Raw genomic sequence first — 14,565 nt, forward strand, 5'->3', positions numbered from 1 at the left:
TGCCCGGCTCGCGTGCCTACCCTGGTGACCATGACGAGTCCCGACGACATGCGGGCCGCGGTCACCGTCAGCATGGCCGACCGCACCGGGCGCTCGCTCGACGAGTGGGCCACCCTCGTGCACGACACCAGCGGCGTCGACCCGCTCGACCAGAACGCCGTGCGGCGCTGGCTCAAGGACGTGCACGGCATCCCGCAGAACACGCGGTGGACGATCGCGTTCGAGGTCGCGGAGCGGGCGGGCTGGGTCCGGCCCGACGTCGACGGCTACGTCCTGGCCCAGTACTCGGGCCCCAAGGCCGGGCTGCGGCCGATCTACGACGCGCTCGAGACCGCGCTCCTCGGCCTCGGCGACGACGTGCACCGGGAGGGCCGGTCGACCTACGTCCCGTTCGTCCGCGCCCGCCAGTTCGCCGCGGTCGCCGCGACGACGTCCACGCGCGTCGACGTCGGCCTGCGGTACGTCGACCCACCGGCGCACCCGGCGCTCGTGCCCGCCACGGCACCCGGCTCCGCGACGCACAAGGTCGGCGTCACCGACGTGTCCCAGGTCGGCGGCCTGCTCCCCCTGCTGCGCGCCGCCTACGAGCAGAACGGCGGCTGAGGCACCACCGCACGGTGTGTGCTCCCGCACCCGGCGTGGTCCGGAAAGTACGCTTTGCCGAGACTGGTGGTGCTGGCCGGCCCTGCCCCCGGGTCGATCCGCCGTCTTGTTCATGATCGTGCTCGTCCGCGCTCCCCGACCGCGTCACGCGCACCCGACGACGCCCTGCGAGGACCTCTATGCCGCCGAAGATCAAGACCGCCCTGTTCTGGATCATCGCGATCTTCCTCGTGTACGCCGTCGTCACGAGCCCGGACCGCGCCGCCGACCTCGTCAAGGCCCTCTGGGACCTGATCGTCAATGCGTTCACCAGCTTCGCGACGTTCTTCCGCAGCCTGACCGAGTGACGATGGACACCGTCGAGCGGACCCTCGCGGGGCACCGGACCCTGCGGAAGTACGTGCTGCCCGGCGAGCGCGTCGTCCTGACGCGTCGGTCCCACTGGGGCAAGCTCATGGAGCCTAGCCTCACCGCGTTCGTCGGTTTCGTGGTCGTCGCGTGGCTCGTCGAGGTCGCCGCCACCGCCGTCGGCGAGCGGTCGGACTGGCTGTGGTGGCTGTGGGTCGCGCTGGTCGTGCGGCTCGTCTGGCGGGTGCTCGACTGGCGCCACGAGTGGTTCGTCGCCACCGACAAGCGCATCCTGATGCTCTACGGCCTCATCACCAAGAAGGTCTCGATGATGCCGCTGGTCAAGGTCACGGACATGCGGTACTCGCGGTCCATCGCCGGTCGCGTGCTCGGCTACGGCGAGTTCCTGCTGGAGTCTGCGGGCCAGGACCAGGCGCTGAGCCGCATCTCCTGGGTGGCCAACCCCGACTCCACGTACCGCGAGCTGTGCGCGATCATCTTCACCCCGACCCAGGTGTTCCCGGCACCTGCGGGCCGGCCGCCGTCGGTCGCCGTCCGCCGCCCGGCACCCGCACCGGTGGCCCCCGACCGCGGCGTCGGACGAGACGTCGACAGAGGAGCAGACCCCGGCGTCGCGTGGCCGCCGATCCACGAGGTGCGGCCGGACGACACCCAGCCGATCCGCATCCCGCCGCGGCAGACCGCGAGCGACGACGATCCCGGGTGGACCGTGTCCGGAGACGCGGGCACGTTCGTCCCCGTCACCGAACCCGACCCGCGCTACGACGACTGAGCAGGTCAGGCTCGATCCACCGCGGCGGCCACCAGCGCGAGGAGGGCCTGGGCGTAGGCGTCCGCCGCGGAGTCCGCGGTGAACAGGCGCTCCGGACGACCCGAGTGCTCGATGAGCACGCCGTACTGCCCGTCGGTCGAGCGCGCGAGGCTGCGGAACGTGCCGCCGAGGAGCTCGCGCAGCTGGTCCTCGCGCGGCAGCCAGAGGGCGTCCTCCTGGGCGACGGAGTCCAGCGCCCACTCCGTCGTCCCGTTGAAGCCCAGCACCGTGCCCGTCGGGTAGTCGTGCGGCTCGACCACCATGTCCGAGATGGTGAACACCTGGTCCTCGAGCGTCCGGACCGCGAACCGGTCGCCGGGTCGCGGGTGCCAGCGCACCCCGACCTCCTGGAGCTGTTGGGCCCGGGACAGGGAGATCATCCGTCCAGTATCCGGCGACCGTTCGGTCAGCGCGTGCTGAACGCCGCGTCGAACGCCGCCGTCGGCGGGTCGAACGCGTTGCGCTTCACGAACTCCAGGGCCTCGGGCGCCCCGAGCAGGCGGTCCATCCCGGCGTCCTCCCACTCGACCGAGATCGGGCCGTCGTACCCGATGGAGTTGAGCGCCCGGAACGACGCCTCCCACGGCACGTCACCGCGGCCGGTGGACACGAAGTCCCACCCTCGGCGCAGGTCGGCCCACGCCAGGTGCGAGCCCAGCCGGCCGTTGCGTCCGTTGCCGAGGCGCAGCTTCACGTCCTTGCAGTCCACGTGGTAGATCCGGTCATGGAACTCGAGGATGAAGTCGACCGGGTCCAGCTGCTGCCAGATGAAGTGGCTGGGGTCCCAGTTCAGGCCGAACGCCTCGCGGTGCCCGATGGCCTCCAGGGTGCGCACCGTCGTCCAGTAGTCGTACGCGATCTCGCTCGGGTGGACCTCGTGCGCGAACCGCACCCCGACCTCGTCGAAGACGTCGAGGATCGGGTTCCACCGGTCGGCGAAGTCCTGGTACCCGGCATCGACGGCCTCCTGCGAGACCGGGGGGAACATCGCGACGTACTTCCAGATGCTCGACCCGGTGAACCCGACGACCGTCTTCACGCCCAGCTTCGCGGCGATCCGTGCGGTGTGCTTCATCTCCTCGGCGGCCCGCTGCCGGACGCCCTCGGGGTCGCCGTCGCCCCAGACGCGGTCGGACAGGATGTCACGGTGCCGCTGGTCGATGGGGTCGTCGCAGACGGCCTGGCCCTTGAGGTGGTTGGAGATCGCGTAGACCTTCAGGTCGTACCTCTCCAGCAGGGCGAGCCTGCCGGCGACGTACTCCTCGTCGTCCCAGCGCCACGGGTCCAGGTGGTCGCCCCAGCAGGCGATCTCGAGGCCGTCGTAGCCCCACCCGGCGGCCAGCCGCGCGACCTCCTCGAACGGCAGGTCGGCCCACTGGCCCGTGAACAAGGTGATCGGTCGCGCCATGGTCAGCTCTCCTCCAAGACAGGGGTCCACGTGCTGTCGTTCGCCGCCGACTGCTCGACCGCGGCCAGCACCCGTTGCACGACGAGCCCGTCGGCGAAGCTGGGCACCGGCTGGCTGTGCTCGGCGATCGCGGTGATGAGGTCCACCGCCTGGTGCGTGAACGCGTGCTCGTACCCGAGTCCGTGACCCGGCGGCCACCAGGCTGCCACGTAGGCGTGCTCGGGCTCCGTGACGACGATCCGCCGGAACCCGGCCTCGGGCGCGGGCTGGGTGGCGTCGAAGTAGTGCAGGACGTTCATGTCCTCGAAGTCGAACGCGAGCGACCCGAGCGACCCGTTGATCTCCAGGCGGATCGCGTTCTTGCGCCCCCACGCGAACCGGGTGGCCTCGAACGTGGCCAGTCCCCCGCCGGACATCCGACCGAGGAAGATGGCGGCGTCGTCCACGGTGACGGGACCGGTCTCGGTGCTCGATGCCGTTCCGTGCAGCCCGCCGAAGGAATCCGCGACCGGACGCTCCTTCACGAACGTCTCCAGGACCGCCGAGACCCCCGTGACCGACTCGCCGGTGACGAACTGGGCCAGGTCGACGATGTGCGCGCCGATGTCCCCGAGCGCCCCGGAGCCGGCCTTCTGCTTGTCCAGGCGCCACGACAGCGGCGCCTGCGGGTCGGCGATCCAGTCCTGCAGGTACTGCGCGCGCACGTGCCGGACGGTGCCGATCCGACCGTCGGCGACGAGCGTGCGGGCCAGCTGGATGGCGGGGACGCGGCGGTACGTGAACCCGACCATCGCCAGGGCGCCGCTCGATCGGGCCGCCTCGGCCGCGCGGACCATCGCCTCGGCCTCCTGCACGGAGTTGGCCAGCGGCTTCTCGCACAGCACGTGCTTGCCGGCCTCGAGCGCCGCGATCGCGATCTCGGCGTGCGTGTCGCCCGGGGTGCAGATGTCGACCAGGTCGATGTCGTCGCGGGCGACCAGGGCCTTCCAGTCGGTCTCCGTGCTGGACCAGCCCAGCTTCGTCGCGGCCGCGCTCACCGCAGCCTCGTCGCGACCGGCGACCGCGGCCATGTCAGGACGCAGCGGCAGGTCGAAGAACCGGGGGGCGTTGCGCCAGGCCTGCGAGTGCGCGATGCCCATGAACGCGTACCCGACCATGCCGATGCCCAGGCGTGGGACTGCTTCTGTCACGGCTCCTCCTCGCGGCCCGTGCTCCGGGCGGGTTCCCTGCGGAGGGGAACCCGCCCGGCTCGGTGACAATGGACGGCTGGACGTCAGCTCTCGAAGGCCGTCGGCAGGTACTGGTCGACGTTCTCCTTGGTCACCACGGGTGCGTAGAGCTGGACCGTGCGCGGCACCTCGACCTCGACCAGGTCGCTCATCGACTTGCCCTGCACCAGCAGGCGGGCCAGCTTGATGCCGTCTGCGGCCTGCGTGGAGGGGTAGATGACCGTCGCCTTGAGGACGGTGTCGTCGGCCTTGATGGACTCCATGACGTTCTTCGAGCCGGCGCCGCCGACCATGATGAACTCGTCGCGACCGGCGTTCTCGATGGCCGCCATGATGCCGACTCCCTGGTCGTCGTCGTGGTTCCAGATGGCGTCGAGCTGCGGCGCCGCCTGCAGCAGGTTGGCCGCGGCGGTCTCCCCGCCCTGGACGGTGAAGTCGGCCGCCACGCGGTTGCTCACCTCGAGGCCGCAGGCCCCGAGCGCGTCCTCGAAGCCCTGGCTGCGCTGCTGCGTCAGCGGCAGGTTGTCGATGCCGGCGATCTCGGCGACCTTGGCGTCGGGATTGCCGCCCACCTCGCCGCAGATGTACGTGCCGGCGCTGACGCCCATGCCGTAGTTGTCCCCCAGCACCGTGGTGCGGGCGGCGTCCGGGTCCTCGAACTCGCGGTCGACGTTGACGACGACGATCCCGGCCTGCATCGCCTTGATGGCCACCTCGGTGAGCGCGGCGCCGTCGAACGGCAGCAGGACGATGGCGTCGACGCCGTCGTTGATGAACTGCTCGATCTGGCTGATCTGCAGGTTCACGTCGTTGGTGGCCTCGGCCTGCACCAGCTCGACGTCCTCGTACTTGGCGGCCTCGTCGACGGCCGACTTGGTGATGGAACCCATCCAGCCGTGGTCGGCGGCGGGGGCCGAGAAGCCGATGACGACCTTGTCGCCGGCCTCGTCGTTGCTGCCGGCAGCGGCCGCGGGGGCCGGGGCCTCGGCGGTGTCCTCGGCCTCGGGGGTGTTGGACGTGCAGCCGACGACGAGCGCCAGGGCGGCGGCGGTCCCGGCGGCGGCGAGCCACTTACGGCGCAGAGCTGTGGACATGACGATCCTCCTTGATCGAACGGGTGTGGTGCAGGGGCGGAGCTGTGAGGTCAGGCGGAGCTGGGAAGAGTCAGGTTCCGGCGCGGGAGCGCTCGGCGATGCGCTGCTGGAGCAGCACGGCGACGACGATGATCACGCCCTTGGCGATGGCCTGCGCCGAGATGGACAGGTTGTTCTGCGTGAACACGTTGCTGAGCGTGGAGAAGATGAGGACGCCCAGGACGGTGCCGACGATGGTGCCGCGGCCACCGATGAGCAGCGTGCCGCCGATGACGACGGCGGCGATCGCGTCGAGCTCGTAGAGCTGGCCGTTGGTGGAGCTGCCGGCGGTGGTGCGGCCGAGCATCATGACGCCACCGATGCCCGCGGTGAGACCGCAGAGGGCGTAGAGGTACATCGTGTGGCGCTTGACCTTGATGCCCGCCAGCCGCGCGGCCTCGGGGTTGCCACCGACCGCGATGGTCCGGCGGCCGAACGTGGTGCGGTTGAGCAGGATCCACCCCGCCACGGACACCAGGAGGAAGATCCACACGAGCATCGGCACGCCGAGGGGCGACGAGCGGGAGAAGTCGAGGAAGCCGTCGACCTCGACGATCTGGGTCTGCCGGTTGGCGATGATCTCCGCCAGCCCGCGGGCGGACACGAGCATGGCCAGCGTCGCGATGAACGCGACCACCTTCCCGTAGGCGATGAGCACGCCGTTGATCAGGCCTGCCCCGAGCCCGACGCCCAGCCCGCACAGGACGATCACGATCCAGTGGAAGTCCTCGGCCATGGTCTGCGTGGCCAGCGTGGACGCCCACACCGATGCCAGCCCGATGACGGAGCCGACCGACAGGTCGATGCCGCCACCGGTGATGACGAAGGTCATCCCGATACTGATCACCCCGACCACCGAGGCGAGCCGGAGGATCGTCAGCACGTTGTCGATGCTGGCGAACCTCTCGCCGGCGGTGATGATGCCGAAGATGCAGAGCGCCACCAGCGCGATCACCAGGCCGAGGTTGCGACCGGTGGCTCCGCTGAGCACACCACCCCGCTTCTCACCGGGCTTGGCGACCTGCTCGACCCGGGCCGACTCGTCGGCAGCCGGGACTGTCATGTCCTGCTCGCTCACGCGGCACTTCCTTCCATGACGAGGTCGAGCACGCGGTGCTCGTCGATGCCGGACGCGGGTCCGTCGTGGACCACGCGCCCTTCGGAGATGACCAGGACGCGATCGGCCAGGCCGATCACCTCGGGGATGTCGCTGGAGACGACCACCACCGCGGCACCCTGCGCGGCCAGGTCGGCGATCAGGCCGTAGATCTCGGCGCGGGCGCCGACGTCGACGCCGCGGGTGGGCTCGTCGAGCAGCAGCACCCGGCAGCCGTGCACGAGCCAGCGCGCGAGCAGGACCTTCTGCTGGTTGCCGCCGGACAGCGTGCGGGCGCTGCGGTCGGGGTCCGACGGTCGGACGTCGAGCGCGTCGATCTGCTCGCGCGCCACCTTGCGCTCGGCACCCTCGTCGAGGAACGACGCGTTGGCGTTGCGCGCGAAGGTCGAGAGCGTGATGTTGCGGTAGACCGGCTCGTCGAGGATCAGGCCCTGGCTCTTGCGCTCCTCGGGGCACAGGCCGATGCCGGCGGTGACCGCGTCGGTGACCGAGCCCGCGCGCAGCCGGCGGTCCCCGACCTGCACGGTGCCGGCGGTCGCCTTGCGCGCCCCGAAGACGGTCTCGAGGATCTCGGTGCGGCCCGAGCCGACCAGCCCCGCCAGTCCGACGACCTCGCCGGCGCGCACCTCGAACGAGACGTCGGAGAACGCCCCGCGCAGCGCGAGCCCGTCGACCGTGAGCACGGTCGCGGCGTCGGGCGCGATCGTGTCGCGCGCCGGGATGGCGTACTCGACGTTGCGGCCGGTCATGAGCTTGATGAGCTCGGCGGTGGGCGTGTCCGCCACGGGCAGGCCCGTCGCGACCGTCCGGCCGTCCTTGAGCACCGTGATCCGGTCGCCGATCTGCCGGATCTCGTCGAGGCGGTGCGAGATGTAGACGACCGCCACGCCCGACGCGGTGAGCTCGCGGACCACGCGGAACAGGTTGGTGACCTCCTCCGCGTCGAGGACGGCCGACGGCTCGTCCATGACGATCACGCGGGCGTCGTGCGACAGGGCGCGCGCCATGCTGACGATCTGCTTGCCGGCGGCCGAGAGCCGGCCGACCTCGCGGTGCGGGGACAGGTCGCCGTGGCCGAGGCGCTTGAGCAGGGCCCGGGTGTTGGCGGTGGCGGCGCGGCGCTGCGAGAAGCCCGCGGTCGCCAGCTCGTGACCGAGGTAGATGTTCTCCGCGACGGACAGGCCGTCGACGACGTCGAGCTCCTGGTACATGGTCGCGATGCCGAGCTTGAGGCCCGCGACCGGGTGGGTGATGGTGACCGGCTGACCGTCCAGGAGGATCTCGCCCTCGGTCGGCTGGTGGGCGCCGGCGAGCACCTTGATGAGCGTGGACTTGCCGGCACCGTTCTGGCCCAGCAGGCAGTGGACCTCGCCCGCCCGGATCTCCAGGTCGACTCCGTCCAGCGCCCGGGCTCCCGGGAACTGCTTCACGATTCCGCGCATCTGCAACAGCGGCGGGTCTTCGTTGACCATGGCAGGAACGTAGGACCCACTTCTGTCGCCGGTCAAGCAAAAGTCGCCACTCGTGTGGCACAGTTACACGAACGTGACCTACAGAAGGCGGAATGGTTCACTGTGCGCATGGACGAGCTAGTGAAGTTCGCTCCCCGGCCGACGGGCGCCGGGGACATGTTCCAGCTCCTCCGTGACCGCCAGCCCCGGACCCGGTCCGACCTGGCCACACTCACCGGGCAAGCGCGTTCCACGATCGCCGCGCGGGTGGACCTCCTGCTCTCCTCCGGGTTCGTCGCGCCTGCCGGCGAGGCCAGCTCGACCGGTGGCCGCCCGCCCGCCACCTTCGCTTTCAACCCCGCCGCGCGCGTCGTGCTGGCCGTCGATCTCGGCGCCACCCACTCCCGCCTCGCCCTGACGGACCTGGTGGGCACGGTCCTGGCCGAGCACCACGAGCCCATCGCGATCGCGGAGGGCCCCGGCCCCGTGCTGGACCGCGTCGTCGAGCTCGGCCTCGACCTGCTCAGCACCGCCGGGCGCCCGGTCAGCGACCTGGTCAGCGTCGGTGTGGGCCTGCCCGGACCGGTCGAGCACTCGACCGGGCGGCCCATCAACCCGCCGATCATGCCGGGCTGGGACGACGCCGACGTGCCGGGCCTCCTCGCGCGCAAGCTGCGCGTCCCGGTGCTGGTGGACAACGACGTCAACGTCATGGCCCTCGGCGAGCACACGTCGCAGTGGCCGGAGGTCGACCACCTGCTGTTCGTCAAGGTGGCGACCGGCATCGGCGCCGGGATCATCTCCGACGGCCAGATCCGCCGTGGCGCCCAGGGTGCCGCCGGCGACCTCGGCCACATCGCCGTCCCGGGCGGGCTCGACCGGCCCTGCCGCTGCGGCAACACGGGCTGCCTCGAGGCGGTCGCCAGCGGGCCGGCCATCGCGAGCGCGCTGGCCAACGCCACGACCAGCGACGACGTCGTGGCGCTCGTGCGGTCCGGGGACGTCGACGCCAGCCGCGAGGTGCGGGCCGCCGGGCGGCACATCGGCGAAGTCCTCGCCGCGTGCGTGAGCATGCTGAACCCGTCCGTCATCGTCATCGGCGGCGTCGTGGCCGAGGCCGGGGAGCACCTGCTCGCGGGCATCCGCGAGGTCGTGTACCGCCGCTCGCTGCCGCTGGCCACCCAGCACCTGCGCATCGTCGCGTCCCGCACCAAGGGACGCGCCGGCGTGCTCGGAGCGTCGGCGATGGCCTCCGAGCACGTGCTGTCCGCCGCCGCGATCGACGCCCTGATCAGCTGACCCACCGGAGGTTCGCGTGACCGAGCAACGCCGTGCTCTCGTCGTCCGGGGCGGGTGGGACGGGCATGCGCCCGAGGAGGCCGCCGAGCTGTTCGTGCCGTTCCTGCGCGAGCACGACTTCGAGGTCGTCGTCGAGGGCTCGCTCGAGGCCTACGCGGACGCCGACCTCATGGCCGCCACCGACCTCGTCGTCCAGTGCTGGACGATGGGCGACATCCTGGCCGACGAGCTGCGCGGCCTGCGCACCGCCGTCGCCGCCGGCACCGGTCTCGCGGGCTGGCACGGGGGGATCGTCGACTCGTTCCGGATCGCGACGGACTACCTCCAGCTCGTCGGCGCGCAGTTCGCCGCCCACCCCGGAGGCGCTCTGGTCGAGCACACGATCTCCGTCACCGGCGACCACCCGATCGTCGACGGCGTGCACGACTTCACGCTGCGCTCCGAGCAGTACTGGCTGCTCACGGACCCGCTCAACGACGTGCTGGCGACGACCACGATCACGCCCGGCCCCGACGACCCGTGGCACGAGCCCGTCACGTCACCGGCCGTCTGGACGCGCCGCTGGGGCGCTGGTCGCGTGTTCGTCTGCGCGCCCGGACACCTGCTGGCCGATCTCGAGGTGCCGGCGGTGCGGACGATCATCGAGCGCGGCCTGCTCTGGGCGGCACGCTGAGCCGTCCGGTCCGTGAGAAGGCGACGGTCCGTCCCGTCCGGTCCGGGTAGGTTCGTCCTGCCAACGCCGGGGAGCTCGAGACAGTCGGGCTGAGAGGACGTTCCACGACACCGCAGGGTGTCAGCGGACGTCGACCCGAGAACCTGAACTGGGTAATGCCAGCGGAGGGATGCGCCATCGAGCGCGGCGTGGGCGGTCACCCGGCCGTCGCCGGGCCTCCGTCGTCGTCGTCCCCGTACGGGCGGACCTCGGGTGCTGCATGCCCGGTCCGACCCACCGGAGGAACACCGTGCTCGCACAGATCCAGGTCTCTCCCCGCCCGAGCGGGACCGAGGACGACCGATACGCCTACGTCGACGCTGCCATCGCCGTCATCCAGGAGTCCGGCCTCGTTCACGAGGTCGGCGCCATGGGCACCACCATCCAGGGCACGCCCGACCAGATCTGGCCGCTGCTGCGCGCCGTGCACGAGGCGACCGTGCAGGCTGGCGCGTCGGCCGTCTCCAGCGTCATCAAGGTCGGGCAGGGCAAGAACGACGCCGGGCCCACGATCCAGGACCTCGTGGGCAAGTTCCGGGCCTGACGCGATGCTCGTCAGGCATCGCTGGCGTCGACTCGTCGCGCCGACGGTGGCCGGTCTGGTGCTGCTCGTCGGCTGGGAGGTCGGGGTGCGCCTGTCGGACCTCCCGGCCTTCGTGCTGCCCCCGCCGTCGCAGGTCGCCGTCACCGCGGTCGAGGTGGCGCCCCTGCTCGGGACCGACGTCGTCACCACCCTGACGGAGGCGGCCCTCGGGCTGCTCGTCGGTGCTCTGGTCGGGCTGCTGCTCGCCGTCCTCATCGCGGCCTTCCCCTGGGTGTCGGACACCGTCTACCCGCTGGTCACGCTCACGCAGACCGTGCCGACCGTGGTGCTCGCGCCCCTGCTCATCCTGTGGGCCGGGTTCGGGCTGCTGCCCAAGGTGGTGCTCGTCGCCCTCACGGCGTTCTTCCCGGTGCTCGTCGCGGCCGTGACCGCGATGGCCGCCGTGGACGCGGAGCACGCCGAGATGGTCGCCGGGCTGGGCGGCACCCGCCGTCACCAGTTCTGGCTCGTCCAGCTCCCGGCGTCCGTGCCGGGCGCGCTCGGCGGCCTGCGCGTGGCCGCGACGTACGCGATCGGCGCGGCCGTCGTCGCCGAGTACCTCGCCGGTCAGAGCGGCCTGGGCGTGTTCGTCCAACGCTCGCGCAAGGGCTACGAGGTCGACCAGATCCTCGTCGCCGTCGCCCTCGTGGCCGTGCTCACCGGCCTGCTGTTCCTGCTCGTCGACGGCCTCGCGCGGCTCGCCACCCCGTGGCAGCGGCCGTCGTCACTCTCGCTCACCTCCCGTCCCGGAAGGACCCCCGCATGACCGCCTCCCGTACCCGCCTCCTCGCTGCCGCCGCAGCCGGCCTCTGCCTGCTGACCGCCTGCTCCGCTTCCGCGACCGACGACGTGATCTCGGGCCCCGCGCCGCGACCCGTCTCGGTCATCCTCGACTGGACGCCGAACACGAACCACTCGGGCCTCTACCTCGCGCAGTCGCGCGGCTACTTCGCCGATGCCGGCATCGACCTGACGATCGTCGAGCCCGGTGACACCTCGGGCCTGCAGCTGCTCGCCGCCGGCAAGGTCGACTTCGCCTTCTCCGTCGCCGAAGGGCTCGTCCCTGCCCGTGAGCAGGGAGCCGAGGTCGTCTCGGTGGCGACCGTCATCCAGCACAACACGTCGAGCCTGATCTCCCTGACCGAGTCCGGCGTGACGCGGCCCCGCGACCTGGCCGGCCACTCCTACGGGTCGTACGGCTCCGAGCTCGAGGAGGCACTCATCCGCACGCTCGTCGAGTGCGACGGCGGCGACCCGGACGCCGTCGAGCTGACGCCGCTCTCGAGCGACGACTTCCGGATCGGTCTGACGGAGCACCAGTTCGACACCGCCTGGGTGTTCGACGCGTGGGACACCATCCGCCTCGGCCAGATCGACGGGCTGGACGTGTCGACGATCCCGTTCATGGACCACACCGACTGCATCCCCGACTGGTACACGCCGCTGGTCGCGACCTCGCAGGAGCACCTCGACGACGACCCCGAGCTGGTCCGCGACTTCCTCGCGGCCCTCACGCACGGCTACGAGGACGCGATCGCCGAGCCGCAGGCCGCCGCCGACGCGATCCACGAGGCGGCACCCGAGATCGACGAGGCGCTGCTCGCGCTGAGCGCGCAGTGGCTCGGACCCCGCTACACCGAGGACCCGCAGCACTGGGGCGTCCAGGAGGCGAAGGTCTGGGACGACTTCGTCGGGTTCCTGCAGGACCACGACCTCGCCGACGCGGCGTTCGACACGGGCGCCGCGTGGACAAATGACTACCTCCCTGTCGACTGAGGCGCCGACGACCTCCGCCCCGGCGCTCGAGGTCGCCGGACTGACGGTGACGTTCCCCGGCGCGGGCCCGCGCGGCGTGGGCGACGTCGTCGCGCTGCACGACGTCGCCCTTCGGGTCGAGGTCGAGGAGTTCGTCGCGGTCGTCGGCCCGTCCGGCTGCGGCAAGTCGACGCTGCTGCGCGTCCTCGCGGGCCTGACGCCGAGTGGCGCGACCGTCACGGGCCGTCCCGTGGACCCGGCGCGCGGCCGAGACACGGCGTGGATGCCCCAGCGCGACGGGCTGCTCCCGTGGCGGCGGGCGCTGCCGAACGCGCTGGTCGGGGCCCGGATCGCCGGCCAGGACCGGGTGGTTGCGGAAGCGAGGGCTCGAGCGTTGTTCGACGCGTTCGGCCTGGCGGGGTTCGAGCGAGCGTGGCCGCACGAGCTGTCGGGCGGGATGCGCCAGCGCCTCGCACTGCTGCGGACCTGCCTGCCGGGGAGGCCGGTGCTACTCCTCGACGAACCGTTCGGCGCGCTCGACGCGATCACCCGGCGTCGCATGAATGGCTGGCTGGCGGGCCTCGACCTGGCGGGCCACGGCCGTCAGGGCGGCGCCGGGCGCGCGGTGGTGCTCGTGACGCACGACGTCGACGAGGCGCTGCTGCTAGCGGACCGGGTGGTCGTGCTCTCGGACCGACCGGGGCGCGTGGTCCTCGACCTGCCCGTCCCGCGGGACGGGCTGGACGAGGCACGCCGGGAGCTGCTCGGGGCGCTCGACCCGCAGGGGAGGTCCGACGGGTCGACGTGACGTCAGACGGCGGCGGTCGTGCGCTCGGCGCGCAGGGCCGCCGCCCCGACGAGGCCGACCACGGCGACGACAGCCGCCACGACCAGGGCGTTGCGCGTCCCCCCGATCGTCGACAGGACGGCGACGCCGAGCGCACCGCCCACCGCGAATGAGGTGTCCGCGATCCCGGCCGCCAGACCCGAGTCGTCCGCCGCCACCCCGGACACGGCAGCGATCTGGGCACTCACGAAGGCGGCACCGAGGCCCGCACCGAACACCACCAGGCCGACCACGAGGGGCAGCGTCGTCAGCGCGAGGCTGCCGACCGCGAGCAGCGCCATGCCGGCCCGGGCCACGGCCCGCACCCCGGTCCGGGTGACGACCGCCTGACCGGCGAAGGACCCGACCACCGATGCACCGGTCATGGCGGCGGTCGTCAGTCCGAACTGGACCGGGGAGATGCCCTGGGACTCCTGCGCGGCGAGCGTCAGCACCAGCAGGACGCCATCTACGCACATCCCGGCCACCAGCAGCAGGAGGTTGCCGGCGACCAGCCGCCGCGACCGCACGACTCGCCACGGGACCAGCGGGGCGACCGCGCGCCGCTCGACGAGGACGAAGGTCGCCATGAGCAGCGCCGCGGCGAGCAGCGCGGACCATGACGCCTCGGTGATCCCCAGGACGAGGAGCACGAGTGAACCGGTCACGGTGAGCGCGCCGGCCACGTCGAAGGCGCGGGGCAGGTTCATCGCGCGACCGTCGGGCAGCAACCGCGCCGACGCCGCGAGCAGCACGACTCCGACCGGCAGGTTCACCAGGAAGATCCACTGCCACCCCCACAGCTGCGTGATCGGCGCACCGAGCAGCAGCCCGGCCGTGCCACCGACCCCACCGATCCCGCCCCAGATGCCGAGCGCGCGGTTGCGCTCGGGTCCGGGTTCGAACGTCGTCAGCACCAGCGACAACGCCGTCGGGGCCATGACCGCCGCACCCGCACCCTGCAGGACGCGAGCGCCGACCAGCACCGCCGGGTCGGTCGTCGACCCGCAGACGACCGACGCGACCGTGAAGATCGCGATGCCAGCCAGGAACACCCGGCGGCGGCCGAGCAGATCGGCGACCCGTCCGCCGAACAGGAGGAGCCCACCGAACGTCACGAGGTAGCCGCTGAGCACCCACTGCACGTCGCCGGGCGCGAACGCGAGCTCGTCGGCGATCGACGGGAGCGCCACGTAGACGATCGTGCTGTCGAGGACGACGACGAAGAACGCCGTGCCGAGAACCGCGAGGATCCAGTGCCTATTCATG

Annotated in this window: 16 protein-coding genes; 9 read left to right on the plus strand and 7 right to left on the minus strand. The window is 71.8% G+C overall.

Annotated elements, in window-relative coordinates:
• Nucleotides 1-30 precede the first annotated feature (30 nt).
• From ASG23_RS07535 to ASG23_RS07540, 3 genes are all read left to right on the plus strand, one after another.
• Nucleotides 31-603, plus strand: coding sequence for a DUF5655 domain-containing protein (locus ASG23_RS07535; protein WP_056022803.1), 573 nt, complete (start codon nucleotides 31-33; stop codon nucleotides 601-603).
• A gap of 179 nt (nucleotides 604-782) precedes the next feature.
• Nucleotides 783-950, plus strand: a complete 168-nt coding sequence (locus ASG23_RS20255) for a hypothetical protein (RefSeq protein ID WP_200941533.1) — start codon at nucleotides 783-785, stop codon at nucleotides 948-950.
• Between the two features lie 2 nt (nucleotides 951-952).
• Nucleotides 953-1,744, plus strand: a complete 792-nt coding sequence (locus tag ASG23_RS07540) for a PH domain-containing protein (RefSeq protein WP_056022408.1) — start codon at nucleotides 953-955, stop codon at nucleotides 1,742-1,744.
• A gap of 5 nt (nucleotides 1,745-1,749) precedes the next feature.
• On the opposite strand, the gene ASG23_RS07545 is transcribed toward ASG23_RS07540, so the two are convergent.
• The 6 genes from ASG23_RS07545 to ASG23_RS07570 form a co-directional block, all read right to left on the minus strand.
• Entirely contained in the window at nucleotides 1,750-2,163 is a 414-nt protein-coding gene (locus ASG23_RS07545) for a hypothetical protein (protein WP_056022411.1), read from the minus strand.
• 26 nt (nucleotides 2,164-2,189) lie between these two features.
• Nucleotides 2,190-3,191: a sugar phosphate isomerase/epimerase family protein gene (locus tag ASG23_RS07550; RefSeq protein WP_056022414.1), complete on the minus strand. Its 1,002-nt coding sequence runs from the start codon at nucleotides 3,189-3,191 to the stop codon at nucleotides 2,190-2,192.
• Nucleotides 3,192-3,193: 2 nt separating this feature from the next.
• The gene (locus ASG23_RS07555; protein ID WP_056022417.1) at nucleotides 3,194-4,348 is read right to left on the minus strand and encodes a Gfo/Idh/MocA family protein; all 1,155 of its coding nucleotides are present in this window, start codon (nucleotides 4,346-4,348) and stop codon (nucleotides 3,194-3,196) included.
• Between the two features lie 116 nt (nucleotides 4,349-4,464).
• Nucleotides 4,465-5,514 (minus strand): substrate-binding domain-containing protein, encoded by a 1,050-nt coding sequence (locus ASG23_RS07560; protein WP_056022421.1) that lies wholly within the window; start codon nucleotides 5,512-5,514, stop codon nucleotides 4,465-4,467.
• A 70-nt stretch (nucleotides 5,515-5,584) separates the two neighbouring features.
• Nucleotides 5,585-6,631: an ABC transporter permease gene (locus ASG23_RS07565; protein WP_235520930.1), complete on the minus strand. Its 1,047-nt coding sequence runs from the start codon at nucleotides 6,629-6,631 to the stop codon at nucleotides 5,585-5,587.
• Nucleotides 6,628-8,142: a sugar ABC transporter ATP-binding protein gene (locus ASG23_RS07570; RefSeq protein WP_056022426.1), complete on the minus strand. Its 1,515-nt coding sequence runs from the start codon at nucleotides 8,140-8,142 to the stop codon at nucleotides 6,628-6,630. Before ASG23_RS07570 ends, ASG23_RS07565 begins: the two co-directional genes overlap by 4 nt.
• A gap of 108 nt (nucleotides 8,143-8,250) precedes the next feature.
• On the opposite strand from ASG23_RS07570, the gene ASG23_RS07575 reads away from it, so the two are divergent.
• The 6 genes from ASG23_RS07575 to ASG23_RS07600 all read left to right on the plus strand — a co-directional run bounded on the left by ASG23_RS07575 (nucleotide 8,251) and on the right by ASG23_RS07600 (nucleotide 13,278).
• Nucleotides 8,251-9,420: an ROK family protein gene (locus tag ASG23_RS07575; protein WP_056022429.1), complete on the plus strand. Its 1,170-nt coding sequence runs from the start codon at nucleotides 8,251-8,253 to the stop codon at nucleotides 9,418-9,420.
• 16 nt (nucleotides 9,421-9,436) lie between these two features.
• A complete protein-coding gene (locus tag ASG23_RS07580) occupies nucleotides 9,437-10,093 on the plus strand; it encodes a ThuA domain-containing protein (RefSeq protein ID WP_056022433.1) in 657 nt (218 codons plus the stop codon).
• Nucleotides 10,094-10,352: 259 nt separating this feature from the next.
• Nucleotides 10,353-10,676, plus strand: a complete 324-nt coding sequence (locus tag ASG23_RS07585) for a thiamine-binding protein (protein WP_157465576.1) — start codon at nucleotides 10,353-10,355, stop codon at nucleotides 10,674-10,676.
• A 4-nt stretch (nucleotides 10,677-10,680) separates the two neighbouring features.
• Nucleotides 10,681-11,481 carry an ABC transporter permease gene (locus ASG23_RS07590; protein ID WP_056022436.1) on the plus strand — a complete coding sequence of 267 codons (801 nt, stop codon included), beginning with the start codon at nucleotides 10,681-10,683 and terminating at the stop codon, nucleotides 11,479-11,481.
• A complete protein-coding gene (locus ASG23_RS07595; protein WP_056022438.1) occupies nucleotides 11,478-12,491 on the plus strand; it encodes an ABC transporter substrate-binding protein in 1,014 nt (337 codons plus the stop codon). The genes ASG23_RS07590 and ASG23_RS07595 overlap by 4 nt, the downstream gene beginning before the upstream one ends.
• Nucleotides 12,469-13,278 (plus strand): ABC transporter ATP-binding protein, encoded by an 810-nt coding sequence (locus ASG23_RS07600; RefSeq protein WP_082515938.1) that lies wholly within the window; start codon nucleotides 12,469-12,471, stop codon nucleotides 13,276-13,278. Before ASG23_RS07595 ends, ASG23_RS07600 begins: the two co-directional genes overlap by 23 nt.
• A 2-nt stretch (nucleotides 13,279-13,280) precedes the next feature.
• Here the strand turns inward: ASG23_RS07600 and ASG23_RS07605 are convergent, their stop codons facing one another.
• Entirely contained in the window at nucleotides 13,281-14,564 is a 1,284-nt protein-coding gene (locus tag ASG23_RS07605; protein WP_056022440.1) for an MFS transporter, read from the minus strand.
• Nucleotide 14,565 lies beyond the last annotated feature (1 nt).

The organism is Cellulomonas sp. Leaf395, assembly GCF_001424125.1.
GTDB lineage: Bacteria > Actinomycetota > Actinomycetes > Actinomycetales > Cellulomonadaceae > Cellulomonas.

Bases quoted from the DNA above. Each gene is read 5' to 3' on its own strand.
- ASG23_RS07560 (WP_056022421.1), bottom strand. From the start codon at position 5,514: ATGTCCACAGCTCTGCGCCGTAAGTGGCTCGCCGCCGCCGGGACCGCC.
- ASG23_RS07575 (WP_056022429.1), top strand. From the start codon at position 8,251: ATGGACGAGCTAGTGAAGTTCGCTCCCCGGCCGACGGGCGCCGGGGAC.
- ASG23_RS07555 (WP_056022417.1), bottom strand. From the start codon at position 4,348: ATGGTCGGGTACGCGTTCATGGGCATCGCGCACTCGCAGGCCTGGCGC.
- ASG23_RS20255 (WP_200941533.1), top strand. From the start codon at position 783: ATGCCGCCGAAGATCAAGACCGCCCTGTTCTGGATCATCGCGATCTTC.
- ASG23_RS07545 (WP_056022411.1), bottom strand. From the start codon at position 2,163: ATGATCTCCCTGTCCCGGGCCCAACAGCTCCAGGAGGTCGGGGTGCGC.
- ASG23_RS07590 (WP_056022436.1), top strand. From the start codon at position 10,681: ATGCTCGTCAGGCATCGCTGGCGTCGACTCGTCGCGCCGACGGTGGCC.
- ASG23_RS07570 (WP_056022426.1), bottom strand. From the start codon at position 8,142: ATGGTCAACGAAGACCCGCCGCTGTTGCAGATGCGCGGAATCGTGAAG.
- ASG23_RS07600 (WP_082515938.1), top strand. From the start codon at position 12,469: ATGACTACCTCCCTGTCGACTGAGGCGCCGACGACCTCCGCCCCGGCG.
- ASG23_RS07540 (WP_056022408.1), top strand. From the start codon at position 953: ATGGACACCGTCGAGCGGACCCTCGCGGGGCACCGGACCCTGCGGAAG.
- ASG23_RS07605 (WP_056022440.1), bottom strand. From the start codon at position 14,564: ATGAATAGGCACTGGATCCTCGCGGTTCTCGGCACGGCGTTCTTCGTC.
- ASG23_RS07550 (WP_056022414.1), bottom strand. From the start codon at position 3,191: ATGGCGCGACCGATCACCTTGTTCACGGGCCAGTGGGCCGACCTGCCG.
- ASG23_RS07535 (WP_056022803.1), top strand. From the start codon at position 31: ATGACGAGTCCCGACGACATGCGGGCCGCGGTCACCGTCAGCATGGCC.
- ASG23_RS07595 (WP_056022438.1), top strand. From the start codon at position 11,478: ATGACCGCCTCCCGTACCCGCCTCCTCGCTGCCGCCGCAGCCGGCCTC.
- ASG23_RS07585 (WP_157465576.1), top strand. From the start codon at position 10,353: ATGCCCGGTCCGACCCACCGGAGGAACACCGTGCTCGCACAGATCCAG.